General features: G+C 71.0%; 14 protein-coding genes. 3 read left to right on the top strand and 11 right to left on the bottom strand.

From position 1 onward, the window contains the following. Nucleotides 1-15: 15 nt before the first annotated feature. A complete protein-coding gene (locus ACIHCQ_RS16370; RefSeq protein WP_399662590.1) occupies nt 16-1,053 on the bottom strand; it encodes a lactonase family protein in 1,038 nt (345 codons plus the stop codon). Between the two features lie 178 nt (nt 1,054-1,231). Continuing rightward, on the bottom strand, nt 1,232-2,764 hold the full coding sequence (locus ACIHCQ_RS16365) for an FUSC family protein (RefSeq protein WP_399662440.1): 1,533 nt from the start codon (nt 2,762-2,764) through the stop codon (nt 1,232-1,234). A 214-nt stretch (nt 2,765-2,978) separates the two neighbouring features. Between ACIHCQ_RS16365 and ACIHCQ_RS16360 the strand changes: the two genes are divergently transcribed. Together ACIHCQ_RS16360 and ACIHCQ_RS16355 are read left to right on the top strand one after the other, a co-directional pair. After that, nucleotides 2,979-3,467, top strand: coding sequence for an Lrp/AsnC family transcriptional regulator (locus ACIHCQ_RS16360; protein WP_399662438.1), 489 nt, complete (start codon nt 2,979-2,981; stop codon nt 3,465-3,467). Nucleotides 3,468-3,542: 75 nt separating this feature from the next. Further along, nucleotides 3,543-4,253 (top strand): HAD family hydrolase, encoded by a 711-nt coding sequence (locus ACIHCQ_RS16355; protein ID WP_399662436.1) that lies wholly within the window; start codon nt 3,543-3,545, stop codon nt 4,251-4,253. 88 nt (nt 4,254-4,341) lie between these two features. Here ACIHCQ_RS16355 and ACIHCQ_RS16350 read toward each other — a convergent pair whose 3' ends face one another. The 7 genes from ACIHCQ_RS16350 to ACIHCQ_RS16320 form a co-directional block, all read right to left on the bottom strand. Continuing rightward, on the bottom strand, nt 4,342-6,561 hold the full coding sequence (locus ACIHCQ_RS16350; RefSeq protein ID WP_399662434.1) for an NADP-dependent isocitrate dehydrogenase: 2,220 nt from the start codon (nt 6,559-6,561) through the stop codon (nt 4,342-4,344). Between the two features lie 131 nt (nt 6,562-6,692). Then, the gene (locus ACIHCQ_RS16345) at nt 6,693-7,811 is read right to left on the bottom strand and encodes a class I SAM-dependent methyltransferase (RefSeq protein ID WP_399662432.1); all 1,119 of its coding nucleotides are present in this window, start codon (nt 7,809-7,811) and stop codon (nt 6,693-6,695) included. Further along, nucleotides 7,808-9,013 carry a glycosyltransferase gene (locus ACIHCQ_RS16340; RefSeq protein WP_399662430.1) on the bottom strand — a complete coding sequence of 402 codons (1,206 nt, stop codon included), beginning with the start codon at nt 9,011-9,013 and terminating at the stop codon, nt 7,808-7,810. The genes ACIHCQ_RS16345 and ACIHCQ_RS16340 overlap by 4 nt, the downstream gene beginning before the upstream one ends. After that, complete coding sequence (locus ACIHCQ_RS16335) at nt 9,010-9,846, bottom strand: alpha/beta fold hydrolase (RefSeq protein WP_399662428.1); 837 nt, start codon at nt 9,844-9,846, stop codon at nt 9,010-9,012. The genes ACIHCQ_RS16340 and ACIHCQ_RS16335 overlap by 4 nt, the downstream gene beginning before the upstream one ends. A gap of 3 nt (nt 9,847-9,849) precedes the next feature. After that, a complete protein-coding gene (locus ACIHCQ_RS16330; RefSeq protein WP_399662426.1) occupies nt 9,850-10,161 on the bottom strand; it encodes a phosphopantetheine-binding protein in 312 nt (103 codons plus the stop codon). Beyond that, the gene (locus ACIHCQ_RS16325) at nt 10,158-14,864 is read right to left on the bottom strand and encodes a beta-ketoacyl synthase N-terminal-like domain-containing protein (RefSeq protein ID WP_399662425.1); all 4,707 of its coding nucleotides are present in this window, start codon (nt 14,862-14,864) and stop codon (nt 10,158-10,160) included. Before ACIHCQ_RS16325 ends, ACIHCQ_RS16330 begins: the two co-directional genes overlap by 4 nt. 7 nt (nt 14,865-14,871) lie before the next feature. Next, the gene (locus ACIHCQ_RS16320; protein ID WP_399662423.1) at nt 14,872-21,984 is read right to left on the bottom strand and encodes an SDR family NAD(P)-dependent oxidoreductase; all 7,113 of its coding nucleotides are present in this window, start codon (nt 21,982-21,984) and stop codon (nt 14,872-14,874) included. A gap of 724 nt (nt 21,985-22,708) precedes the next feature. Between ACIHCQ_RS16320 and ACIHCQ_RS16315 the strand changes: the two genes are divergently transcribed. After that, the gene (locus tag ACIHCQ_RS16315) at nt 22,709-23,131 is read left to right on the top strand and encodes a YjbQ family protein (protein WP_399662422.1); all 423 of its coding nucleotides are present in this window, start codon (nt 22,709-22,711) and stop codon (nt 23,129-23,131) included. A 475-nt stretch (nt 23,132-23,606) separates the two neighbouring features. Here the strand turns inward: ACIHCQ_RS16315 and ACIHCQ_RS16310 are convergent, their stop codons facing one another. Together ACIHCQ_RS16310 and ACIHCQ_RS16305 are read right to left on the bottom strand one after the other, a co-directional pair. Then, nucleotides 23,607-24,593, bottom strand: a complete 987-nt coding sequence (locus tag ACIHCQ_RS16310) for an aldo/keto reductase (protein ID WP_399662420.1) — start codon at nt 24,591-24,593, stop codon at nt 23,607-23,609. After that, complete coding sequence (locus ACIHCQ_RS16305; RefSeq protein WP_399662418.1) at nt 24,590-25,633, bottom strand: EamA family transporter; 1,044 nt, start codon at nt 25,631-25,633, stop codon at nt 24,590-24,592. The genes ACIHCQ_RS16310 and ACIHCQ_RS16305 overlap by 4 nt, the downstream gene beginning before the upstream one ends. Nucleotides 25,634-25,635: the final 2 nt, after the last annotated feature.

The following is a 25,635-nucleotide window of genomic DNA, read 5'->3' as shown; positions in this document are numbered from 1 at the left end:
AGAGGAACCCTGTTGTCAGGCGAAGATCACGCAGGAGGCGGCGGGAACGTCGAGGGAGCCCGTCCTGCGCGGAACGCCCGTCTCCGGGTCGATGTCGAACCAGGTGACGTCCCCGGAGCGCTCATTGGCCGCGTACAGCCTGCGTCCCGTGGGATCCAGGGCCAGGTCACGCGGCCAGCGCCCACCGCACGGCACCGTTGTGACCAGTGCGGCCTTCTCGCCCGTCTCGTCCAGCGTGAGGACGGCGATGCTGTCGTGGCCGCGGTTGGCGACCCACAGATGGCGCGCGTCGTGCGAGACGACCACCTCGGAGGGGTAGGACGGCCCTGCCGCCCCGTCCGGCAGCACCGCCGTCTCGCCGAGCGGTTCGAGTACGCCCGACTCCGCGTCCCAGCGGCAGACGGTGAGGGTCGGTTCGAGCTCGTTCAGCACATAGGCGTGGCCGCCCTCGGGGTGGAAGGCGAGGTGGCGCGGTCCCGTCCCCGGGCGCAGCGCGGTCTCGCGGTGCAACCTCAGCTCGCCGCTCTGCTCGTCCAGGGCGCAGATCCGTACGGAATCGGTGCCGAGGTCGACGCTCAGCACCCAGCGCCCGGTCGGGTCGGGCACCACCTGGTGTGCGTGCGGGCGGCTCTGCCGCTCCGGGTGCGGTCCGGCGCCCTCGTGGAGCAGTACGCCGCTGGGCTCGGCCGGTGTGCCGTCGGCCCGGACGGGGAGCACGCTGACGCTGCCCGAGCCGTAGTTGGCGGTCAGCAGATGGCCCGAGGCGAGCGCGAGGTGCGTGGGGCTCGCGCCGCGCACCGGTACGCGCTCACCGATCGGCCGCGGCGACGCGCCGGCCACGTCGAAGGCGGCCACCGCGCCCTCGGCCGTCTCGGACACGGCGTACAGGACCGCACCACCGGAACCACCGGAACCACCGGAGGCGACCGCGAGGGCGAGATACGACGGGTCGGCGATGGCGTCGCTCGACCCTGTCCGCGTCAGCGCACCGGTCTCCCGGTCCACGGAGGCGGCGATGATCCCGCGTCCCCCGGCCGACGTGAACGACCCGATGAAGGCCCGTCCAGCACGGCCGGCACGGCCGTCCGGGCCGCTGTCCCGGCCGCCTTCTCCTCCGCCCTCTCCACCCCGGCTGGTCCCTCCGGCGCTTCTGTCGCCCACCGCGATTCCCCTCTCCGCCCACTGGCCCCGCTTCAGCCCCCGGCCGACGGTAGCAGGCGGTCCGGACCCGTCAGGCAGGCACAAGCGGCGCGCGCGGCGAGGTGCGCAGCGGCGCGGCGAGGTCCACGAGCGCCTGCTCAAGACCGTGCAGATGGGTCAGGGCGGCCTCGGCCGCGGGATGATGCGGCGGCGCCGATACGGAATCGATGGCATCGACGGCATCCACGGCGGCCTTCGGCGGCCTGGCGGCGGGCTCCAGCAGCGCGTGTACGGCCGCCTCGACCCGTCGGCAGGCCGCGGCCAGCCGGGCGTCGTGGGAGGCGTCCGGGTCGGCGGCGACGGCGGCGAGGCCGCGTACCTCGCGGGCGCAGTCGTCGAGCAGCGCGATCACCTGGCGGGCACGTGCCTTGCGGGCCCGCAGCGGGCTGAGCGGGTGGACGAGCGGGCCGAGTGACAGCCGTACGCGGCCGAGCAGCAACTCCAGTTCGGCCGCGAGCGGCGCCGGATCGGCGTTCTCGTCCCCGGACAGGCGGCGCGCGGCCGTGGTGGTGCAGCCGTGAACGCAGTGCACGGCGCGCTCGATCCAGGCGTTGGTCGCGGCGTGCGTCGTGACGGGCAGTACGAAGGTCACGGCCAGCGCCGCGCCGAGCGCGCCGACGCCGGTCTCGGCGAGACGCAGCGCGAGCAGGCTGGGGTCCAGCACCCCGAGGAGCCCGTACAGCAGCGCGACCATCAACGTCACGGCCAGCATCATCCAGGTGTACGAAACCGGGGCGGTGTAGAAGATCGCGAAGACGCAGACCGCCACGAGCACGGCCGTGGGGGCCACCGCGCCGTGCAGCGGCAGGGCGAGGAGCAGCCCGGCGGCGATGCCCACGACCGTACCGAGGATCCGCCGGAAACCACGGACCAGGGTTTCGCCGCGGGAGGAGGTGTTCACGAAGATCCACCAGGCGGCGCCGACGGCCCAGTACCAGCGCCCTTCGGACAGGACCTGGCCCACCACGAGCGCGAACCCGCCCGCGACGGTCACTTGGATCGCCTGGCGGGTGGTGGTCCGCACCAGGCCGGAGCCGGCCGGCAGGGCCGGCGGGGCGGGTGGCGGCTGCCGCCGCTCGTAGCACCACAGGCCGAAGCGGACGGCCGAGGAGGCGAGCAGGGCAAGGGCGACTGCGGAGTACAGACCGGGCAGCTGCGCGGGCACCGTGTGCAGGAACTGCGCCACGAAGAAGGTCATGAAGGCGAAGACGCCCAGGGCATGGCCGCGCGGGCCCCAGCGCCGGGCGTACACCCCGAGGCCCGCGACGGCCAGAAACGCCGCGTCGCGCACCAGCGGTACGTCATGCAGCCCGGCCGCGAGAGCGAGCACCGGGAAGCCGGCAGCGGGCAGCAGGGCGGTGGTGGCGGCCTGGCCGCGGACCGTCACGTCGGTGACCGTGAAGAGGGCGAGCATCGCGGCGAGACCGCCGGTGATGACGGCGGTGAGGCTGTGCCCGGTGAGAGCGCCCAGGGCGACAGCCAGACCGACGCCGAGGACGGCCCGAGTGGCGCCGCGCAGCCGCAGCCGACCCGGATCCGGCACCAGGAACATCCTCTTCACCACTGCTTTCGACCCTGCTTTCACTTGACGCCCTGCGCACATGCAAAAGGCGCCGCGGAGACCGCAGCGCCATTGATGTTCATATGAGAACACCCGTTACCCCAATGGCTCAAGCGGTACGTGAAAGACTGGGCCATTGGCACAGTCAGACCTACAGATCATGGTCGCGCTGCGTGCCAACGGAATACGATGCGGCCGGAGGGAGGCCAGAACAGCCATGGCGGTGGACGCACTCGACACCCGCATCCTGCGGCTGCTGATCGAGCAGCCGCGCACCAGTGTGCGTGAGTACGCCAGGATCCTCGGCGTCGCGCGTGGCACTGTGCAGTCCCGGATCGACCGGCTGGAGCGGGACGGTGTGATCACCGGCACCGGGCCGTATCTCTCCCTCACCGCGCTGGGCCATCCGGTGCTCGCCTTCGTCCACATCGAAGTCACTCAGGGGCATCTGGACGAGGTCGGCGACGCGCTCGCGGCCGTGCCCGAGATCATCGAGGCGTTCTCGATCACCGGGGGCGGGGACCTGCTGACCCGCGTGGCCGCGCGGGACAACGGGCATCTCGAAGACGTCATCCAGCGGCTGATCCGGCTGCCGGGCGTGGTGCGTACGCGTACGGAAATGGCGTTGCGCGAGCGGGTGCCGCACCGGCTGCTGCCGCTGGTCGATTCGGTGGGGCGGGCGGCGGGCGGCGCGCCGCCGCGGTGAGACCCGTCCTGCACGACCCCTCCGGCACGACCCCGTCCGGTACGACGCCGAGTCCCGCTTGGCATGCTGGAGCCCATGAGTACTGGCACTGCGCAGACCACTTCGGTCATTTTCGATCTCGACGGCACACTCGTGGACAGCGAGCCGAACTATTACGAAGCGGGACGGCGGCTGCTGGCCCAGCACGGTGTCACGGACTTCAGCTGGGAGCACCACACCCGGTTCATCGGCATCGGCACGCGCGAAACGCTGGAGACCCTGCGCGGGGAGTACGGGATCGAGGCGCCGGTCGACGAGCTGCTCGCCGGGAAGAACCAGGCGTATCTGGAGCTGGCGCGCGCCTCGACCGAGGTCTTTCCCCAGATGCGGAAGTTCGTGGAGCGCCTCCACCTGGAGGGGATCCCGATGGCGGTGGCGTCCGGCTCGTCGCGTGCCTCCATCGAAACGGTGCTGGCAGGCACCGGTCTGGACGCGTACATCCGTACCATCGTCTCCGCCGAGGAGGTCGCCCGGGGCAAGCCGGAACCCGATGTCTTCGTGGAGGCGGCGCGCCGCCTCGGGGCGCGGCCCGGCGAGTGTGTGGTGCTGGAGGACGCGCCGCCGGGGGCGGCTGCGGCGCGCGCGGCCGGTATGCGCTGTATCGCCGTCCCCTACGTGCCCGCGACGGCCCACGACCCCGCGTTCCTGGCGGCGGAGCTGCTGTTCCCGGGCGGACAGAGCGAGTTCACGGCCCGGGCGGCGTACGACTGGCTCGTCCCGTCGGCTCCGCCCGCCGCCTCAGCGTGACCTGGCCTGGCCAGGCCAGGCCGCATGGAACCGCCCCGGCTGGGAGACCCAGCCGGGGCGGTTCCGGAAGACGATCAGTCGCGTCGCGTCAGCCGAGCGTCGCGATGGCCTGGTTGAACGTCTGCGACGGGCGCATGACCGCCGTGGCCTTGGCCACGTCGGGCCGGTAGTAGCCGCCGATGTCGACCGGCGAGCCCTGCACCGCGAGCAGCTCGCCGACGATCGTCTGCTCCTGCTCGGTCAGCGTCTTGGCGAGACCCGCGAACGCCTCCGCGAGCTGGGCGTCCTCGGTCTGCTTCGCCAGCTCCTGCGCCCAGTACAGCGCCAGGTAGAAGTGGCTGCCGCGGTTGTCGATACCACCGAGACGGCGGCTCGGCGACTTGTCCTCGTTGAGGAAGGTGGCGGTCGCGCGGTCAAGGGTGTCGGCGAGCACCTGGGCGCGCGCGTTGCCCGTCGTCTGCGCGAGGTGCTCGAAGCTGGCCGCGAGCGCGAAGAACTCGCCCAGGCTGTCCCAGCGCAGGTAGTTCTCTTTGACGAGCTGCTGGACGTGCTTGGGCGCGGAGCCGCCGGCACCGGTCTCGAACAGTCCGCCGCCGTTCATGAGCGGGACGACAGAGAGCATCTTGGCGCTCGTGCCGAGCTCCAGGATCGGGAACAGGTCGGTCAGGTAGTCGCGCAGTACGTTGCCGGTGACCGAGATGGTGTTCTCGCCCCGGCGGATGCGCTCCAGGGAGAACGCGGTCGCGTCGACCGGCGACATGATCTCGATCCGCAGGCCCTCGGTGTCGTGGTCGGCGAGGTAGGTCCTGACCTTCTCGATCAGCTTCGCGTCGTGCGCGCGGCTCTCGTCCAGCCAGAAGATCGCCGGGTCACCGGTCGCGCGGGCGCGGGTCACGGCGAGCTTGACCCAGTCGCGGATCGGCAGGTCCTTGGCCTGGCACATACGGAAGATGTCGCCGGGGCTCACCGCCTGCTCCAGCACCACGTTGCCGGCGCCGTCGACCACCCGCACCGTGCCCGGGGTGGCGATCTCGAAGGTCTTGTCGTGGCTGCCGTACTCCTCGGCCTTCTGCGCCATCAGACCGACGTTCGACACCGAGCCCATTGTCGACGGGTCGAAGGCGCCATTCGCGCGGCAGTCGTCGAGGACGACCTGGTAGACGCCGGAGTAGCTGCTGTCGGGGAGGACCGCGAGCGTGTCGGCCTCCTCGCCGTCCGGGCCCCACATGTGGCCGGAGGTGCGGATCATCGCCGGCATGGAGGCGTCGACAATGACATCGCTCGGTACGTGCAGATTGGTGATGCCACGGTCGGAGTCGACCATCGCCAGCGCGGGGCCCTCGGCCATCTCGGCCTCGAAGGACGCCTTGATCTCCGCGCCCTCGGGCAGCGACTCCAGGCCCTTGAGAATGCCGCCGAGCCCGTCGTTCGGGCTCAGGCCGGCCGCGACGAGCGTCTCGCCGTACGCGGCGAAGGTCTTCGGGAAGAAGGCCCGCACCACGTGGCCGAAGATGATCGGGTCGGAGACCTTCATCATCGTGGCCTTGAGGTGCACGGAGAACAGCACGTCCTCGGCCTTGGCGCGGGCGATCTGCTCGCTCAGGAACTCGCGCAGCGCCGCGGCGCGCATCACGGCCGCGTCCACGACCTCGCCCGCGAGGACGGGTACCGACTCGCGCAGGACTGTGGTGCTGCCGTCGTCCCCGGTGAGCTCGATCCGCAGCGAGCCGGGCTCGGCGACGACCGCGGACTTCTCGGTGGAGCGGAAGTCGTTGGCACCCATGGTCGCGACGTTCGTCTGCGACTCGGGGCTCCACGCACCCATCCGGTGCGGGTGCGTCTTCGCGTAGTTCTTCACCGACGCGGGCGCGCGGCGGTCGGAGTTGCCCTCGCGGAGCACCGGGTTGACGGCGCTGCCCTTGATCTTGTCGTAACGGGCGCGCACGTCCCGGTCCTCGTCGGACTTCGGGTCGTCCGGGTAGTCCGGCAGCGCGTAGCCCTGCTCCTGCAGTTCGGCGATCGCCGCCTTCAGCTGCGGGATCGAAGCCGAGACGTTCGGCAGCTTGATGATGTTCGCGCCGGGGGTCTTCGCGAGCTTGCCGAGCTCGGCCAGTGCGTCATCGATACGCCGGCCTTCCTCAAGCCACTCGGGGAAGCTGGCGATGATCCGCCCCGCCAGCGAGATGTCACGGCTTTCCACAGTGACCCCGGCTGTCGAGGCGTATGCCTCGACCACAGGCAAGAACGAATACGTTGCCAAGGCCGGGGCCTCGTCAGTGTGCGTATAGATGATGGTCGAGTCAGTCACCGGGTGCTCCGCTCCACGTCTCCACGTCTGCAACATTGCTTGATATCAAGATATCCCGTGGCGGCCCGTCCCTCGACAGGGCCCTGCGGTCCGTCGGCCCGTCGGCCCGTCACTCAGTCGCGTCAGTCGCGTCAGTCGCGGCGGGCCAGGACGCGATAGGCATTGGACAGGCCCAGCCGGTGTGACCAGCGTTTGACCAGGAACCGGTCCAGCAGGGTCGCCAGGATCAGGGCGGGTGCCCCGGCGATCACCATCACGCCGCGCAGGGCGCGCCGGAGCCTGTTCGGCGGTGTCGGCAGCCAGGGAAGGTCGTCGCGCGGGGCTGCCGCGGTGAGGGCCAGCCAGGCGGCGGCGAGGAGATCGACGGGGTCGTGCGGCTCGGCGTGCTGTTCCGCCACCACCGTGAAGCCGAGGTCGGTCAGCCCGCGCCGCAGGTTCCCCACCGGTATGAAGTGCAGGTGCTGCGGCTGGAGCCAGGGCAGCCACCAGCGGCCGAGGAGGCGGGCGTAGCGGCTGTCGGGGTCGGGAACCTCGATCAGCAGATGCCCGCCAGGATGTATCGCCCGGTGCGCGGCCGCCAGTTCACGGTCGGGCTCCGTACTGTGCTCCAGGTAGTGGAACATGCTCACCACGTCGTAGTGGGCGGTGAGTTCCGGGGCCAGGTCGGTGAAGCTGCCGCGGTAGCCCCGCTCCACCCGCCCGGCGCGCTCGGCAAGTTCGGCGCCGTCGGTGAAGTCGAGCCCGTCGAAGGTCGTTCCGGGGTAGACGGTGCGGGCGGACTCGCAAAAGTGGCCGTGACCGGTGCCGACGTCCAGCCAGTTCTTGGGGGCGGAGGCGAAGGGCAGCAGGGATTCGGCACGCTGCCGGTACATCTTGGTCCGGCCCGCGAAGGTGTTGCCGAGCTGCTTCTCCCCCAGGCCGTCGTAGAAGTCGCGGTAGTAGAACTCCAGCCCCGCCTCGTTCAGTCGCGGGTTCTGGAAAGTGTGCCCGCAGTTCTGGCATCGGTCGAGGGAGAAACGGCCTGGCTTGTGCTGGAGCAGGTCGGTGGTGCGCAGGCGTGTCTTCAGCCGTTCCGAGCCGCACCAGGGGCAGGCGGTCCGCCTGGCTTCGAAGAACCGGCCCAGGCCACGGGCCAGGTCTGCCTGGTAGGCAGGGCGCAGCACGGCGACCTGATCGGCTCGGCTGGGCGTCAGTTCATTTTTGGGCTCGGGCTCGGGCTCGGGCTCGTGCTCGTGCTCGCCATTGCTCATGGGGCCTCCTTGGAGGGCGCGCCGATGGCCAGTCGTTCGAGGTGGGACGCTGCCGCGTGGGCGCCGCCGGCCGCGCGGAAGGCGGTACGGATCCGGTCGGCCGCGGCGCGGTAGCCAGGTTCGTGGAGTACGGCGTCGATCGCCCCGCCCAGCTTGGGGGCGGTGACCCGGCCGAACCTGACTCGGACGCCCGCTCCCGCTTCGGCCACCTGCGCGGCCACGACGGGCTGGTCGTCGCGGATGGGCGCCACTACGAGGGGGACGCCGTGCCAGAGCGCCTCACACACGGTGTTGTGCCCGGCGTGGCAGACGACCGCGTCGACCCGTTCCAGGAGGGGGAGCTGCGGGACGGTGCGGAGGATGAGTACGTCCTTGTCGTGGGCGTCGGCGCCCAGCGCCCCCAGCGCGTTCGCCGGGTCGGCGATCACCGCTTGCAGACGGTCGGCACGGGGGCGCAGCGCGTCGAGGCACTCGGCGAGAAAGCGGGCCCCGACATCGGTGTTGGCGGTGCCGAGGGTCACGAGCACCGTGGAGCGGGCGGGGTCGAGCCAGTTCCAGGGAAAGCCGGGTGGCGCCGGGCGGGCCGTGACCGAAGGACCGACGTAGCGGATCTGCTCGCCCGTCCTCGCCCCGGGCCCGACGAGTTCCGGGGTGGAGAACGCGAGCACCAGGTGCGGGGAGAACCGCGGATCGGCGGTACCCGACGGATCGCCGACGCGGGCCCGCAGGTCGTGGAGGAGCGCGTCCAGCCAGGCCGCGACCTTCGGCATGCCCGCCAGTACATCGGTGAACTCGGCCGAGGTGGTGGCCGATGTGGCCCACGGCAGGCGCAACCGCTCGGCGACGAACCCGCCGGCGAGTGCCTGCTGGTCGGCGACGACCACATCAGGGCCGAACTCCTGAACGGCCGCCCGCACCCCGGGAGCCATCGCCTCGGCAAGCGGCGCCAGGAACCGTTCCCACAGGAACTTCAGCGCTTCCGGGCCCCGGATCTCCGGCGGTCGTACGCCGTCGCCCGTGCCCGGTACCGGCCCGGCGCACGGGAACACCACAGCGCTGTCGCCCGCGAGCCGCCTGACGAGTTCGGGATCGGCGGACGCCCAGGCCACCTGGTGCCCCCGCACGGTCAGTTCGGCGGCGGTGCCCACCGCTGGGTTGATGTGCCCGACCAGGGGCGGTACGACGAACAGGAACCTGCTCACCGGGGATCCGCCCCCGCCAACTCCGGAGCCGGGTCCCGTGCCCGGTCCGCCCTGTGGATCAAGGACAGAATGTGGCCGCCGACCGTTCCCGACGCCTCGACCAGCACGGAGTGCTCGTGCCCCGGCACCACGACGGTCCGGCAGTCGGGCAGCAACGACTCCAGCCACGGTGCCTGCTCCGCGAGGTCCGACTCACCGCCGTAGAGGGCCAGTACCGGGCAGGACACGGACCGGATCCGGTCCTCGCCCAGCACCCGGCTGGCCGGGATGTCGCGGGCGATCGTGGTCGCGCGTACGAGGCGCGCCGCGCCCTTCGCGAGGCGGGCGGTGTGGTGGCTGCGATACGCGCTGATCCAGGCCAGCGCGTCGGCTTCGTTCCGCGCCAGCTCGGTGTCCACCCGCCGCAGGATCCGGCCCAGTTTCGCCGCCCATGCCTCGGTCGCCGGCTCCGACTCGATCAGGGAGACGCTCGCCACGCGCTCGGGGCGGCGTACGGCGTAGCCGAAGGCGACGGTGCCTCCGTAGGAGTTGCCGACCAGGTGGACCGGGCCGGTCACCTGAAGTCTGTCGAGCAGCGCCTCCAGGTCATCCATGCTGTCGTCGAGGCGGTAGCCGCTGTCGGGGCGCCCACTGCGGCCGTGGCCCCGCAGGTCGTACATGACGACCTCGATTCCGGCCGCCGCGAACGCCGGTGCCACGGTGAAGTAGTAGCTGGCCAGGCTGTCGGTGAGCAGACCGTGGACGAGCACCGCGGTAGCGGTGACAGGGTGGCCGCCCCTGGGGGCCAGTCGCTGCACATGCAGCCGGGTGTCGCCGGTGTCGACCATCGCCATGGCTCAGCCCGCCGCCGCTGCTTTGAGGCTGTGCACCACGTGCTCGACCAGCCTGCCGACGCTGAGCTCGATGATCTCGTCCAACTCCATACCGGCCAGGAACTCGGCGAAGTTGACCTGTCCGCCGTATCGCTCCTCCAAAAGCCCCGCCAGGGTCACGAGGTCGATGCTCTCCAGTTCCAGATCGCGGGTGAACGTGGTCTCCATGCCGATCCCGACGTCGTCAAGGCCGTACTCGTCGAGGAGCGTCGCGAGCATGCCGGTGATGTCGGCGAGTACGGACTCGTCGTCCGTCCTGGTCAGGTCGTCGGTCATCGAACGCTCTCCTCGTCGTGGACGTGGACGTGGGCGTGGTCATGGTCTGTCGGTCCCTGCGTCCAGGCCACGACGTAGTTCCTGTCCGGCAGGCCCGGGGGGTTTCCAGTCGGCTCGCAGCGGACCGTGTAGACGCGTTCGGGCCCGGAGACCACCAGCCGGTCACCGGCCGCCGCTTCGAGCACGGTGAAGTCCCGCGGACGCCCGCGGAACCCGGTGCCCTCCGCCTTGGCGACCGCTTCCTTGGCGGCCCAGAACCGGGTGAACCACAGCGCCTCGGGCTCTGAGGTAGCGGCGCACCGAGCGCGCAACAGCCCGAGCTCGTCCTCGCCGAGGGCGACGGCGAGGGTCTGCGCATCCCGCTCGGCCACCTCTTCGATGTCGATTCCGGGCCCCGGTCCGGTGGTGGCGTGCGGCCGTACGGTCGGGGCGGGCCGTACGATCGCGACCCCGGCCTCCGCGCAGTGGGCCAGCGAGATGTCCAGCGGGGGCAGAATCCGGCCGTGCACCCCGGTGACGTACGGGCGCCCCGATTCGTCGTTGCGCACCCGGATCTCCGCCGGGAAGACCGGTCCCTCACCGTGGTCCCAGAGCCACTGCCGTACGGCGTCCTTGGCCGCGATCCGGCCGAGCAGCCACTGCCTGCGACCACGGGGAGCGTGCTGTTCGTACTCGGAACGCTCGGCGGCGCTGAGGGAGTTGCGCATGATCAGCTCACGCGAGGCGAGATCGGGCCAGCGCTCGTGGAGCAGCGCCCAGCCGCCGGGCCGCGCCTGCGAGAGGGTGTTGTGCTCGGGGAAACGCTCGACGGGCCTGGTCTGCGGGTCGTTGTCGAAGCGGCGGTCCTGCCAGCCGGTGAGCTCCGCCCACACCTCGCCCCCGACGACCAGCTGTACGTCGGCTTCGAGCACGGTGTCGGTGAGAGAAGTGATCCTCACCAGGCACTCCACAGCGGTCCCGGGGCGCGGGTGCGGCCCGTAGAACCGCATGTGCCGCATCTGGACAGGGAACACGACAGTCCGCCGGGTGTGGGTCGCCATGATCCAGTACCCGAGGAGCTGGCCCACGTTGTCCAGCAGCGCACCGGGAGCCGGGGGCGTGGTGATCAGACCTCGTACGTGGGTGTCGCCGATCGCGGTGAGCTCGGTGACTCCCTGGAACGCGGGTCCGTGGAACATCCAGCGCTCGTCGTAGAGCTGGGCCGCGCTGTGCTCGGGGGCGCGTTCGGAGGCGGGGTTCGTACGCCATGGGGCGGGCGGTGTCGCCGGGTAGTGGGCGGCGAGCTCGACCACACCACGGGCCCGCGGGCCGAACGAGACCGCGAGGCGGCCCGGACCGTCGGCCACGGCGGTGACCGGTACGTCGACGGGCGCCGCGGCGGTCAGCCACTGGTCGAACCGGGCCCCGTGCACGGCGACCGCGCACGTGCCGGGGGCCGCCTGCCGCGCCGCCTCCATGATGTGGTGGACGATCGTGGTGGCCGGGACCACCGGCCAGCGGTCCGCCACATCGGGCCAGCCCGGCCGCTGCGGAAAGAAACAGTGGTCGAGCAGGTACGGCATCGTTTCCGAGGACACGCGCACGACGGTGCGCCACCCCTCGGCCGGGGCAGGTGCCGAGACGGGGATAGGGGGCGGCGAGGCAGGGCGGGCGGTGCGACCAGGGCGCCCAGGGCGACGACTGCCTGCGGCGATCAGCTCGACGGCCGCGTCCGCTGTGTCGCGCAGCAGCGCGCTCAGCTCGGCGGCGACCGGCATACGTACGGCAAGCGCGTCCAACGGCGACGACGGGACAGCGGCGACCGCCTTCACGGGAGCGGCACCCGGAAGCCCGCCGCGCAGCTCGGCACGCAGCTGCGCGAGGGCGCGGTCGCCGAGCGAGACAAGTGCCCCGCCCAGATCGAGCCGGACCGGCCGCCGGTCTCCCCGCACGGCGCCCATGGCCGCGCGACTGGCCTTCGGCAGCTGCGGAGCGACCGCCATCCCCGCCGTCCACAGCGCCGTCGCCACCCGGGAGAGCTGGGCGAGTCCGGTGCGGTGGGTCGAGTTGGCCGCGACGACCAGGTGCTCGCGGTGGCGGTCGGGGTCGCGGTCGGGGTCGCGGTCGCGGTCGCGGTCGCTCAGAGTGTCCGATATGAGTGAGCCGAGCTGCCCGGTACCGACCTGAATGAAGACCCGGTGGCCCGCCGCGTACATGGCCTCGATGAGCTGCCGGAAGCGGACCGGTTCCAGCAGGTGCCTGATGAACAGCTCGCGCACCGCTGCCTCGCCCTCCGGGAACAGGGACGCGGTCGTCCCCGACCACAGGGGCACGGACGGCGGATGCAGCCGGAACCGGTTCGCGGCCTCCTCGATGGGCGCGAGGTAAGGCTTCAGCATCGGCGTGTGGAATCCGGACCGGAAGGGCAGCACCTGGCTGAGTACACCCTGGGCGCGGAGGGAGCGTACGAACTCCGCCACGGCTTCGTCCGGTCCGCACACCATCGACTGGCTCGGCGCGTTGTCGTGGGACAGCACGATTCCGGCATCCGTCCACCCGTCGGCGAGGGCGCCCAGCACTCGCCCGGCGGGTGCCCCGATGGCGCCGAAGGACAGGCCCGGAACAGTCAGTGTGTCGGGGTCGAAGGACGCCATGAAGTCGCTCACCTCGTCCCCGGCGTACATCCCGGCCGCCACCATCGCCGTCCACTCCCCGATGCTGTGCCCGGCCACCGCGTCCGGGACGATGCCCATGCGGCGCAGCGCGCTGTCGAGGAGCCGGCCCACGCCGACGACACCGAATCCGTGCCGGCCCACGTCTCCGACGGACGGAGTGGATCCCAGGATGCCGGAAAGGCCGAAGTGGGCGGCGATGTCATCGACACGGGGTTCGAAGTCGCCTTCGAGGCCCGGGAAGACGAAAGCCAGCTTCCCGTCCCTGAGCAAGGGTCTTGGTGTGAACCAGACGTCGCTGCGGCCGTGCCAGGCACACCCTGTGGCGACCGCTCTGCGGGCCAGGGCGAGCCGCTTGGCGGTCGGGTCGACGATGCCGAGCCGGGCGCGGCCGGCATGCGGATGCGTACGCCCGGGGTCGAGACCGGCAGCGAGCACGGCTGAGTCGTCGGCTTCCAGCAGGGCGGCGAGGCGCTCGGGGCTGTCGGCGGCGAGCATGAGCACCTGCTCAGGCTCGGCGACGGAAGCAGTCGCCGAAACAGTCGCCGAAACAGTCGGCGAAACAGTCGGCGAAACGGTCGGGGAAGCGGTCGGGGAAGCGCTCACGGAGCGCGGCACCCGTGCACCGGGCGCCTCCTCCAGTACGACGTGGGCATTGATCCCGCCGAAACCGAACGCGTTCACGGCCGCCCGGCGCACCGGCTGTTCGGGAGTGGTCTCCCAGGGTGTCGCCTGCTTCAGCGTACGAAAACGGGTCGCCGCGAGCGCGGGGTGCGGGTCGTCGCAGTGGAGCGTCGGCAGGAGCACTCCGTGGTGGACGGCGAGGGCGGCCTTGACCAGGCCCGCCACTCCCGCGGCGGGCATCGTGTGGCCGATCATCGACTTCACCGAACCGATCACCGCGCGGTCGCCACCACCAGGGCGGCCGAACACCTCGGCCACGGTGGCCAGTTCGGCCGCGTCCCCGGCCGGAGTCGCGGTGCCGTGGGCCTCAAGGAGGCCGATCGCCCCGGGCAGGGCGGGGTCGAGGCCCGCCGCCCGCCATGCCTGGCGTACGGCGTGCGTCTGACCGCCGGGGTCGGGGTTGACGAGACCGGCGGCGCGGCCGTCGCTCGCCACACCGGTGCCCCGGATGACGGCGTAGACGCGGTCGCCGTCGCGTTCGGCGTCGGCCAGTCTTTTGAGCGCGACCACGCCGGTGCCCTCGCCGATCAGGATGCCGTCGGCGCCGCGGTGAAAGGGACGGATCCGCTGGCTCGGAGAGAGCGCGCGCAACTGCGAGAAGACGGACCACAGCGTGATGTCATGGCAGTGGTGCACGCCCCCCGCGAGCATCAGGTCGCAGCGCCCCGAGGCCAGTTCGCCCACCGCCTGGTCGACGGCGACCAGCGACGACGCGCAGGCGGCGTCCACCGTGTAGGCGGGGCCGCGCAGGTCGAGGCGGTTGGCGACCCGCGAGGCCGCGAGGTTGGGCACCAGGCCGATGGCCGACTCGGGACTGTCGGGCCCGAGTCGTTCGGTGAACGCCGCTCGCACCCGGTCGAGCTGCCCGGTATCCAGGTCCGGCAGCAACTCGCCGAGCGTACGGACAAGTTGGCCGGCGGTGCGGACCCGCTGGTCGAGGCGGACCAGGCCAGGGGTGAGATAGCCGCCCCGGCCGAGGACGACACCGATGCGGTGCCGGTCGGGCAGCCGGTCCTCGCCGCCCGCGTCGGCGATGGCGGCGGCGGCCACGTTCAGGGCGATGAGCTGGTCGGGTTCCGTGCCCGCCACCGAGTTCGGCATGATTCCGAACCGGGTGACCTCCACGTCCGCCAGGCCGTCCACGAACCCGCCGCGCCGGCAGTACACCTGGTCGGCGACGGCCGGCCCGGTCGCGGAGTCCGGACGGTAGTAGTCGGCGTCCCACCGCCCCTCGGGTACGTCGGTGATCGCGTCCGAACCGTCCAGCAGGTTCCGCCAGTACGCGTCGAGGTCGGCGGCACCGGGTAACAGCACCGCCATCCCTACGATCGCGATCCCGACAGCAGACGGCAGTTGACGTTTCGTCATGTCGCCCTCACCAGCCCGACGAGGTGTAGACGACGGCTCCGGCCGACTCGTCGCCCCAGGCGAGTTCGCGCAACAGCGCCGCGGTCCCCTCCTCCGGATCGATCAGCTTGACCCCGCGCCTGGCGTACTCCCTGCCGAGTTCCGGGGTCACCATGCCGGTGTGAGCGCCGGTGGGCGCCCACGGTCCCCAGTGCACCGTCAGCGCCCGGTGGCCGGTGCGGGCGGCCCAGGAGGCCCCGATCCACTGAAGGGCGTCGTTGGCGGCGGCGTAGTCCACCTGGCCCCGGTTGCCGAGCGCGGCGGAGATGGAGCCGAACAGTACGGCGAACGCGGGCCCGTTCGGCAGTTCATCCAACGCGCTCAGCAGGGTCTCGGCGCCGCTCGTCTTCGTGGCGTACACCCGCTGGAAGGACTCGGCGGTCTTCTCGGCGATCAGCCGGTCCTCGATCACCCCGGCCGCGTAGACGACGCCGTCGAGCCTGCCGTGGTCGGCGTGGATCTCCTTCACCGCCTGAAGTGCCGCGTCCTGCTCCCGGAAATCCACGGAACGGTAGCGGGCCCGGCTGCCGAGCGCCGTGAGCTCCTCCAGGGTGGCGGTGATCTCCCGCTGGCCCAGGACGATCCCGGCGCTCCGGTTGATGTCGGCCGGTGAGAGGCCGCCGCCGCCCGCGTGGGCGGCGAGCGCCGCGCGTAGTTCGGCCGGGGTGCGGGCGGCGGAGGTCGCCGGATCCTCGGGGCCGGTCGGCGCGGGTGTCCTGCCGAGCAGTTCGATACGGCACCGGGATGCCGCGGCCAGCGCGGCGGCGAACTTCGCGGTGATGCCGCGGGCCCCGCCGACCAGCAGCACCACACAGTCACGGTCGAGACCGATGGCGGCGGCCTCGGCGGCTCCGTCGCCGGCCGGTCCGGCACCGGTGGTGCCAAGGGCGCCCAGCGGTGTCTCCACGAGCTCAAGACCGTGGCGGCCGGACGCGGTGCGCAGGACGACCGGGGCAGGGTCCGGCGCGAGCAGTTCGGCGAGCAGCGCGTCGGCGACCGCGGCGGGCGTGGTGTCGTCGAGGTCGACGACCCGCGCGACGGTCTGCGGGTACTCGCGCACGACGGTACGGAACAGGCCGTGCAGCCCCGCCGACCGGAGGTTCCGGGAGTCCCCGTCCCCGTCCGCGGGCCGTGCGGCGAGCAGCCAGCGCGGGCCGCGGCGCAGGGCGGCCTGGAAGACGGGGAAGGCGTCGGGCAGTACCGGTGGCCGGGCGACGGCGAGGGAGTCGAGGTAGAGCACCCCGTCGACCTGGCCGTCCACGTCGGTGAGCAGGTGCTCCCGGCCGAGGGGCACGGCGTCGGCACCGTGCTCGGCGAGCCGGGCCGAGACCTCCCGGGACAGGCCCTCGTCGTCGTCACCGAGGAGGACAAACCGCTTTCCGGCCAGTACGGAGGACGGGTCGACCGAGCCATTGCCATTGGCGTACTGCTGCTCCAGGAGAACCGGCCGGAGCTGGAACCGTTTCGGCGCCTCGCCGGTCACCACCGACGGCTCCCGCGTTTCCTCGGCCTCCTCGGCCCGCTCCGGCTGCTCACCGGGCGTGGCCAGGCGCGCGGCGAGCCAGCCGGTCACGGAGGCCGCCGTACGGGCCTTCGCCAGATCCTCCAGCTCCGCGTCGTCAAGACCTGCGATGTCCACGCCGCCCCCGGCTCCCAGGCGCTTGGCCAGTTCACCGGCGATTTCGGCCCGCTTGATCGAGTCGATGCTGAGGTCGGCCTCCAGGTCGAGGTCGGGCTCGATCATGTCGATGGGATAACCGGTGCGCTCGCTGATGATCTCCAGCACCACCGACAGCACATCCGCCTCCGAGACCACTCCGGGGGCAGGCGCAGGCTGCGGTATCGGTTGCGGTACCGGCTGCTGGGCCACCGTAAGCTCAGCAGCCGGTACGGCCTGCGGGAGGGGGCCCACCGCCGCGGGCGCGGGGATCCGCTCCCCCGGTGCGGCGCCGAAGTAGGTCAGCAGCACGTCGCGCTGCGCGGCCACCATCTCCCGGCTGGTGCGCAGGAATTCGGAGATCAGCGCGTCTCTGTTGGCCGGGGCCGGGACGCCGTCCGCGTGGTTCGCGTGGTTCGCGTGGCTTGTCGTCACAGTCGTCTCCACAACGCGTCGGGCCGGTGCGAGCGCACCGGGGAGAAGCTCTCCGGCGGCGGTACGGACGAGTTGCCCGTCGACCGTCCAGCCGGGCCGCCTGGGCACCGGGGTCCGGGCCGCGTCCACGGCGTCGCGCCCCCGGAACAGCCACCCCGTGCGCACCGGCAACCCCGCGACAGCCAGTTGAGCCAGTGCGTCGAGCCATCCCCGCAGGCCGCTGTCACGGCGCGGCTCGCACGCGACGGTGCGGTGCGGGCGGTCGCCGAGGATCTGCGTGACCAGACGGGTGAGCACGGAGCCCGGGCCGGCCTCGACGAAGATCCTCGCCCCGGCTTCGTACATCGCCTCGATCTGCGCGACGAACCCGACCGGGGCACCGATCTGGGCGGCGAGTTCCGCGCGGACCGCGTCGGCGTCGGCGCCGTAGGGGGTGGCGGTGCGGTTGGACCACACCGGGAACTCGGGCGGACGAACGGGCCGGCCCGCGAGTGCCCGGGCGAACCGTTCTCCGGCACCGGCCACCAGCGGGCTGTGGAACGCACAGGCCACGGGGATGCCTTGTGCGCCGTACCCAGCCGCGCGCAGCAGCGTCACGGTGGTGGTGACCGCCTCCGTCGGGCCGGAAATCACGGTCTGCCGGGGCGAGTTGTGGTTGGCGACGACGACCGATACGGGTGCGTCCGCCGCGCGCAGGGCCCGTTCGACGTCTTCGGCACCGGCCGCGACGGCGGCCATGGTTCCCGGGTCCGCGCCGGCGGCCGAGAGGATCGCCGCCGCCCGCTCGGCGCTGAGCTCCAGCAGCGCCTCCGGTCCGATCGCGCCGGCGGCGCAGAGGGCGACCAGTTCCCCGTAACTGTGCCCGGCCGCCATGTCCGGCCGCACTCCGGCCTCGGTGAGCAGAGCGTGGGCGGCGAGTCCGGCGATGCCCAGCGCGGGCTGGGCGACCCGGGTGTCGGTGAGCCCGTTCTGCCGGCGCTCACGGGTGGCATCGTCGAAGGCGGTGGGCGGGTACAGCGCGTCGGCATGGTCACGGCCGAGTTGCAGATAGTGCTGAAGCTCGGGAAAAGCGATGAACACGTCCGCGAGCATCCCGGGCCGCTGACTGCCCTGCCCGGGGAACAGGAACGCGACCTTGCCCTCGACGCCCTCGACGCCCTCGGCTGCCGCCGGCTCACGCGGACCGGCCGGGGCCTGTCCGGCGTCCCCCGTCGCCGTACCCTTGGCCTCCGACCCGGCGTACGTACCCGTCGCGCGCCCCGGGCCTGCGAACGGGCCGCCCGCAAGGTGGATGCCCCCCACCGGATCGTGCTCGCCCGCCAGAGCCCGGCGCAGTTGGCCGATCAGCGAGTCGACGTCCGTGGCGACGACCGCCACCTGAACCGGGTCGTGACGGGCGTCGGAGCGGCGGGACGCGCTCAGTGCGAGGTCGCGCAGCCGCCACGGCCGGCCGTCGGCCTCGGCGGCCCGCAGTACGTCCTCGACCGCCCGCCGCGCCGCCGCCGGGCTCGTCCCGCGGAAGGTGAACAGCTCGGCGGGCCAGGCGTCCAGGCCGTGGGCGGGCGGTGCGGCGTCCGCGTGTGCCCTGAGCACGACGTGGAAGTTGGTTCCGCCGAAGCCGAACGCGCTCAGCCCGGCGACGCGTTCCTCCGCCGGGACCGCCCAGGGCCGTGCCCGCGTGTGGAAGACGAACGGGCTGCTCTCCTCCTGCCACGCCGCGTTCGGCCGCTCCACATGCAGGGTGGGTGGCTTGACGCCGGTGTGCAGGGCCAGAACGGTCTTGATCAGGCCCGCGAGACCGGCTGCACACTTGGTGTGCCCGATCTGCGACTTGACCGAGCCGAGCGCGCACCCGCCCGCCTTGGCCCCCGACGCGGTGAACACCTCGCTCAGGATGGACAGTTCGGTACGGTCACCGACCACGGTTCCGGTGCCGTGGGCCTCGACCAGGCCGACGTCGGCGGGTGAGATCCGCGCGTTACGGTAGGCCCGCTGCAGCGCGGCGCGCTGCCCCTCGGGGCGGGGCGCCGTGAGGCCGAGCGAGCGGCCGTCGCTGGAACTGCCGACCCCCTTGATCACGCCGTAGACACGGTCACCGTCCCGTTCGGCGTCCGCGAGCCGCTTGAGCACGACGCAGGCGACGCCCTCGCCCAGGGCGATACCGTCCGCCGAGCTGTCGAAGGCCCTCGACCGGCCGGTTGGGGAGAGGGCGTGCACCGAGGAGAAAAGGACGTAGTCGTTGATCCCGTTGTGCAGGTCGGCGCCGCCGCACAGGACGACATCACTGGTGTTGCCGACGAGTTCCTTGCACGCGACGTCGACCGCGGCCAGCGACGACGCGCACGCCGCGTCGACGGTGTAGTTGGCCCCGCCGAGGTCCAGCCGGTTGGCGATCCGGCCCGAGATGACATTGGACAGCATGCCGGGGAAGGAGTCCTCGGTCAGCCGGGGCAGCTGCCCGTCCAGACCCCCGGGAACCTCCCCGTAGTACGACGGCAGCACCGCACGCAGGGTGGCGGCGTTGGAGAGGTCGCTGCCCGCTTCGGCGCCGAAGACCACGGAGGTGCGCGAGCGGTCGAACACCCGCCCCCGCTCTCCGTATCCGGCATCCTCCAGCGCACGCCGCGCGGCCTCCAGCGCCAGCAGCTGTACGGGCTCGATGCTCCCCAACGAGGTTGGCGGAATGCCGTAGCGGAGCGGGTCGAAGGGGATCCGCGGCAGGAAGCCGCCCCACTTCGACAGCGTGGCGCCGCCCGCCTCCGGCGCGTAGTGCACATCGGGATCCCAGCGGTCGGGCGGGACCTCGCCAACGGCGTCGTGGCCGCCGAGGATGTTCGCCCAGAAGGCGGCGAGGTCGGGAGCCTGCGCGAACATGCAGGCCATGCCGACCACAGCCACATCCAGTGGCTGGGGCGCCGCCGGCTCTTCGACCGTGTCCACACCCAGCCGTTCACGGAGCAGCGCTCCACGTCCGGCGAGGAAATCCGCCGCGCCGGTGGACACGGACCGGTGCAGCGCGTGGATCGTGGTGGTCGCCGAACGCAGCACGGCCACGTCCCCGGCCATGAACATGCCCTCGGCGAGCTGGCGTTCCTCGGCGACGGTCGCCAACTCACCGGTGGCGTCCCGCTCGACCCCCTTGCTGGCGATCCGTAACCGCCCGACGTTGAGCCGCTCCAGTTCCTCCCAGATCCGCCGGTCCGTCACACCCTGGGCCCGCAGTTCGGCTTCGCGTTCCCGGTAGCCCTCGCTGAACGGACTGGGGACACAGCGGGTGGCGTGGCCGGGTGCGGTCTCCAGCAGCGCGGTCCGGGTCGCGGTGACGACCTGCTGCTGGAAAAGGGGCTGGACCGCTCCGCATGCCACGGCCTCCTCGGTGAACAGGTAGGCGGTTCCCATGAGTACGCCGACGGCGGCACCACGTGCGGTCAGCGGAGCGGCGAGCGCGGCGACCATCGCCGACGAGCGCTCGTCGTGGACGCCGCCCGCGAAGAACACCTCGACACATGCGGCCGTGTCCGCGTCCGCGCCGTCCAGGAAGTCCTCCAGCACCGCGAGCTGCGCCTCCCACAGCGGGAAACTGGAGCGCGGCCCGACATGGCCGCCGCACTCGGAGCCCTCGAAGACGAATCTGCGGGCTCCGGCGTCCAGGAACTGCCGGAGCAGCCCCGGCGACGGCGCGTGCAGGAAGGTTCTGATCCCGGCCCGCTCCAGCGCCTCGGCCTGGGACGGCCGCCCGCCCGCGATGATCGCGTGAGTGGGCCGTATCTCCCGTACGGCTTCGAGCTGGGCGTTCCTGGTCTCCTCCGGCGCGAAGCCAAGCACCCCGACGCCCCAGGGCTGCCCGGCCACGGCGGCGCGGGTCTCCTCCAGCACCGTACGCGCCTGCTCACCGCTCGCGAGCGCCAGCGCGATGAACGGCAGGGCACCGTCCCCGGCGACGGCGGCAGCGAATCGTGCCTGATCGCTGACCCTGGTCATCGGCCCCTGGGCGACGGGTACTCGGGTGCCGAGTGCCCGGCTCATCGGGGAACCCGTACGCAGTGCCCCGGCCGGAACGTCGTCGCGTACGGCGTCCCGTACGGCGGTGGTCAGGGCACGGACCACCTGCCCGGCGTCGCCCCATCGCTCGGCGAAGCGGGCGGCGAGGAAGCCGTCCTGCCCGACCGGCAGCAGCTGGGTACGCAGATCCTGGGCGCCCAGCAGCTCCGACACCGGCACCGGCCCGTCGGCAGGTGCCCGCGGGGAGTCCGGACCACGGCGGTGCAGCACCCGGTGCCCGGCCACGACGACGGTCTCCGAGCCGTCCATGGAGCGCAGCGCCGCGGCCGTCGCCTCCGGAAGCCCGGACTCGGCCAGCAGCGCCAGCTGGCTGTCCAGCACGACCCCCGCCGCTCCGCCGGCCACGGCGGCTGCCGCCGTACGGGGGCCGATGCCGCCACATGCCCAGACGGGGAGGGTCATCCGGGGCTCGGCGAGCAGTTGCTGCAACAGGACGAAGGTGCTCAGCTCTCCTGTCCGGCCGCCGCTCTCACTGCCACGGGCGACCAGCCCGTGCGCTCCGGCGCGGACGGCTTCCAGAGCCTGGTCCAGGTCCGTGATCTCGACCAGCACTCGGTACTCCACGGCGACATCGCTGACGTGCCACGCCGAGTCCACGCCAAGGATCACAGTATGGAGGCCACCGTCGCTCCTCTTTCCTGCCCTTTCTCCCTTTCCAGTTTTTCCGGTCTTTCCCGTCTTTCCTGTCTTTCCCGTAGCGAGTTCTGCGGGATCGAACCGGCAGTGCGCTCCGACCCGCACACCGAACGGACCGGGCGCCCAGCGCCGGAGTCGCACCACCGCCTCTCTGGCTCTTCGGTCGCCGGACCCCAGGTCAAGCACCCCGAGCCCGCCGGCGCGACTGACGGCCGCGGCGAGCCTGGCTTCGGGTTCACCGAACGGGGTGACTCCAATGATCATGTCCTCGGCGCGCACAGCAGACGTCATGATTCTCCGAATAATCGGTGAAACTGCACGGTGGGGGGAATTGCTGCCTACAGACAACGAATCGACTGGAAACTAGCGCCATATTACTCACCGGTCAACGCGGCAGAGGATTTCCAGTACGCCATCGAATCGATTCGGCCAGTCCCCATCGGACCCCAAGAACCGAAAACCGGACCAATTGCATTCAGTCACTACGCTACTCGGACCAAAGCATTACAAGTCTGCCAAAGTCCCCGGCAGGGTTACTCACAGCTGACACTTTCGAAACACTGATGACCATGCGACAGAGCTGTGTAAATTTTACATGTCCATGTTAAAGGGTCTGAATCGAGCCACACAGGACCACCCGAAGGAAAGTGAGGGCGCCATCCGGAGCCAAATCGCAAACGAGTTTTTACCCTTCGGCAACCAAAGGACGTTTCTTTATCAGAATTCGCGTGTTTCCCCTGGGCGATCCCGCTCAGCCGAGGAAACTCAGCCGTACCTTACGGTCGGAGTTGTCGCGGTTGGTGTCCACCAGGCAGAGCCGGTGACCCTGCGCTGGTCACACGGGATCGCTCCCTACGGGAGCAACCGAAGTGGTTTGTAAGAAAGTGAGGAAAGAACCCTCCCTACCCTCCGAGACCTCCGGCTCCTGACCCAGGAGCCGGCCCCCTGACCCCGGACACGGAACCGGCCCCCTCCAGTCCTGCCCGGGAAGGGCCGAGGCGCGAGGATAGAGCTTATGGCTGACACCTTCACTACGCGGATCATCGACGTGACGACCGGCTCCACGGAGTCCGTGCACGACCTGACCGAGGCGTGTGCGTCATTCCTGCGGGACGTTGCCCAGGGACGGGACGGACTCCTCAACGTCTTCACACCCCATGCCACGGCCGGCCTGGCCCTTATCGAAACCGGCGCGGGCAGTGACCGTGACCTCCTGGCGGCGCTCCACTCCCTTCTCCCCGCCGATGACCGTTGGCAGCATCGCCACGGCTCACCCGGCCACGGACGGGACCACGTTCTCCCCGCCATCGTGCCGCCACACGCAACGCTGCCCGTGATCGGTGGAGCTCTGGAACTTGGTACATGGCAATCCGTGGTCCTGGTGGACACGAACCGGGACAACACCCAGCGGCAGGTCCGGTTGTCCTTCCTGGGGTGACCGCCCACCGGACACAACAAAGGACCCCCGTCTCCGGCGAATTCGAGGGACCCATCGGACCCATGCGTCCGCCTGGCCAAATCCTGGCGGGTCACTCCCCGACCCACGTCCGGAGTGGGGCCCGGTTGGCCGCAGTCGACCCACCAGCGGTAGGCCGCCTCCACCTCATCCCACAACCGGCGCGGTCCCGACTGCCAGACGCTCGCCTCCGCCTGTCCGTCGTGGCCGCGTGTTCCACCTGGGGCCGCGTGCTGGACGATTACCCACTGATCCAATCCGGCCGGGCAGACCAACGGGTGGCCGCTGTGAAGTCCCTGCTCCGGCCCCATCTCCGGAACCGGGCGGCCCAGTCTCCATATAAACGGGCCCAGGCCATAAGCGTCTCGGCCGCCGCGTAATCACGCTGCTCTCCGGCCGGCTGAGCTGCCCGTTACCGACTCCGTCCGACCGGCCCAGGGGTCACCCGGCGCCGACGTCAGCTGTGGCCACGTACCGGGTGTGGCTGGTAGGGCTGCTCCATCCGGGCGATCTCCCCATCGGTCAGCGCCACGTCCACCGCCGCGACCGCGTCGTCCAGGTGGGCCGGCTTGGTGGCCCCCACGATGGGCGCGCTGACCACGGGCTTGCTCAACAGCCATGCCAGCGCGATCTGTGCCATCGGCAGCCCCCGCTCGTTGGCGATGGCCGCGACCGCGTCGACCACGTCGAAGTCGGCCTCCGTGTAGAACTCTTCGGCCAGGGCGTCGTTCCCGGCGCGAACGGTGCGCTGTTCACCGTCCCGCCTACGCGAACCCGCGAGCAGCCCGCGCGCCAGTGGGCTCCAGGGGATGACTCCAACCCCTTCGTCGAGGCAGAGCGGATTCATCTCCCGTTCCTCCTCCCGGTACACCAGGTTGTAGTGGTTCTGCATGGACACGAACCTGGTCCAGCCCGCCGCCCGTGCGGTGTACTGGGCCTTGGCGAACTGATGGGCGAACATGCTGGACGCGCCGATGTAGCGAGCCTTCCCGGACTGCACGACGTCGTACAACGCTTCCATGGTCTCCTCGATCGGGGTCTCGTAGTCCCAGCGGTGGATCTGGTAGAGGTCCACATGGTCGGTCTTCAGCCGCCGCAGCGAGGCGTCGATGCTCGCCATGATGTGCTTGCGGGACAGACCACCGTCGTTGGGGCCCGGCCCCATCGGGAAGTAGACCTTCGTGGCGAGCACGTAGTCGTCGCGGTGCGGGAAGAGTTTGGTGAGCAGCCGTCCGGTGATCTCCTCGCTCCGGCCCAGCGAGTACATGTCGGCGGTGTCGAAGAATGTCACGCCGGCCTCGACCGCACGCCGGACGATGGGCTCGGCCGCGTCCTCGCGGAGCATCCATTTCTGATCGGCCGGGTCCGGGTCGCCGTAGCTCATCATGCCCAGGCCAATCCGTGACACCTTCAGACCCGAAGTGCCGAGCCGGGTGTACTTCACGCTGTCTCCCTTTGATGTGTCTGGTCTCGATGCGTCTGGTCTTGTTGCTGGTGGATCGCGACCGCGCCGATGACCAGTGCGATGCCTGCGAGGTCCTGGTGGGTGGGGTGTTGGGCGAGCACGATGAGGCCCATCACAGTGGCGGTGGCCGGCAGAATGCTGAGCATGAGCGCGAAGGTGGACCGGCGCAGCCGGGTCATGGCTAGCTGGTCGGTCACGTAGGGGATGACCGAGGAGCAGATGCCGATGCCCAGGCCGGCGAGCAGCCAGCCGGGATGGGTGAAAGCCGTGGCGGCACCGCCGATGCCGATGGGTGTCGCGATCACCGCGGCAATCAGCATCGCGGCGCCGAGCTGATCGACGATGCTCCAGCCGTCGGCATTGGCGTTGGTGTCGGCAGGTCCGGTGTTCGCGATGCGGTGGCCGAGGATCACGTACAGCATGAACAGCACACAGTTGACGAAGGCGAAGGTGAATCCGAGTGGTTCGCCGACGAGCCGGATGTCGGTGAGGGCGAATACGCCTCCCAATGCGAGCGCGAGCGCGAGAACATTGCGCCGGGTCCGTACGCCGATGGCGGCCAGCACGATGATCCCGAGGAACTCGATCGCGCCGACGGTGGACAGCGGGAGCCGCGACACGGCCAGGTAGAACGTGGTACTCATCGCGGCCAGCACCACGCCGAGCCCGATCAGGATCCGGAGCCGATCCCACGTCAGCCCCCTCATCAGCCGCCACGGCCGACGCCACACCGCGAACACCACGGCCGCGCCGGCGATCCGCAGCCAGGCGACCCCGAGCACATTCAAGTGGGCGAACAGCAGTACGGCCATGGCTGGACCGAGGTAATGGAAGATCGCGCTGACGGCGAAGAACGCCTGGGGCGGCGCCTGTCCCAGGGGGAGCTGTACCGGCGTCGGCCGTTGGACACCGACCGGTGTCGAGATCGACTTCATGCCATTATCTTCTGGACAAGGGCTGCGAAAACGAATGGCTCTTTTAAGGTGAGAGGAGCCAAGTGCCTGGAGAATCAAGCCCAAAC

Source organism: Streptomyces sp. NPDC052236 (assembly GCF_044548015.1).
Taxonomy (GTDB): domain Bacteria; phylum Actinomycetota; class Actinomycetes; order Streptomycetales; family Streptomycetaceae; genus Streptomyces.
This window is presented reverse-complemented; position numbering and strand designations above follow the sequence as displayed.

Bases quoted from the DNA above. Each gene is read 5' to 3' on its own strand.
- ACIHCQ_RS16360 (WP_399662438.1), top strand. From the start codon at position 2,979: ATGGCGGTGGACGCACTCGACACCCGCATCCTGCGGCTGCTGATCGAG.
- ACIHCQ_RS16355 (WP_399662436.1), top strand. From the start codon at position 3,543: ATGAGTACTGGCACTGCGCAGACCACTTCGGTCATTTTCGATCTCGAC.
- ACIHCQ_RS16345 (WP_399662432.1), bottom strand. From the start codon at position 7,811: ATGAGCAATGGCGAGCACGAGCACGAGCCCGAGCCCGAGCCCGAGCCC.
- ACIHCQ_RS16335 (WP_399662428.1), bottom strand. From the start codon at position 9,846: ATGGCGATGGTCGACACCGGCGACACCCGGCTGCATGTGCAGCGACTG.
- ACIHCQ_RS16330 (WP_399662426.1), bottom strand. From the start codon at position 10,161: ATGACCGACGACCTGACCAGGACGGACGACGAGTCCGTACTCGCCGAC.
- ACIHCQ_RS16325 (WP_399662425.1), bottom strand. From the start codon at position 14,864: ATGACGAAACGTCAACTGCCGTCTGCTGTCGGGATCGCGATCGTAGGG.
- ACIHCQ_RS16320 (WP_399662423.1), bottom strand. From the start codon at position 21,984: ATGACGTCTGCTGTGCGCGCCGAGGACATGATCATTGGAGTCACCCCG.
- ACIHCQ_RS16315 (WP_399662422.1), top strand. From the start codon at position 22,709: ATGGCTGACACCTTCACTACGCGGATCATCGACGTGACGACCGGCTCC.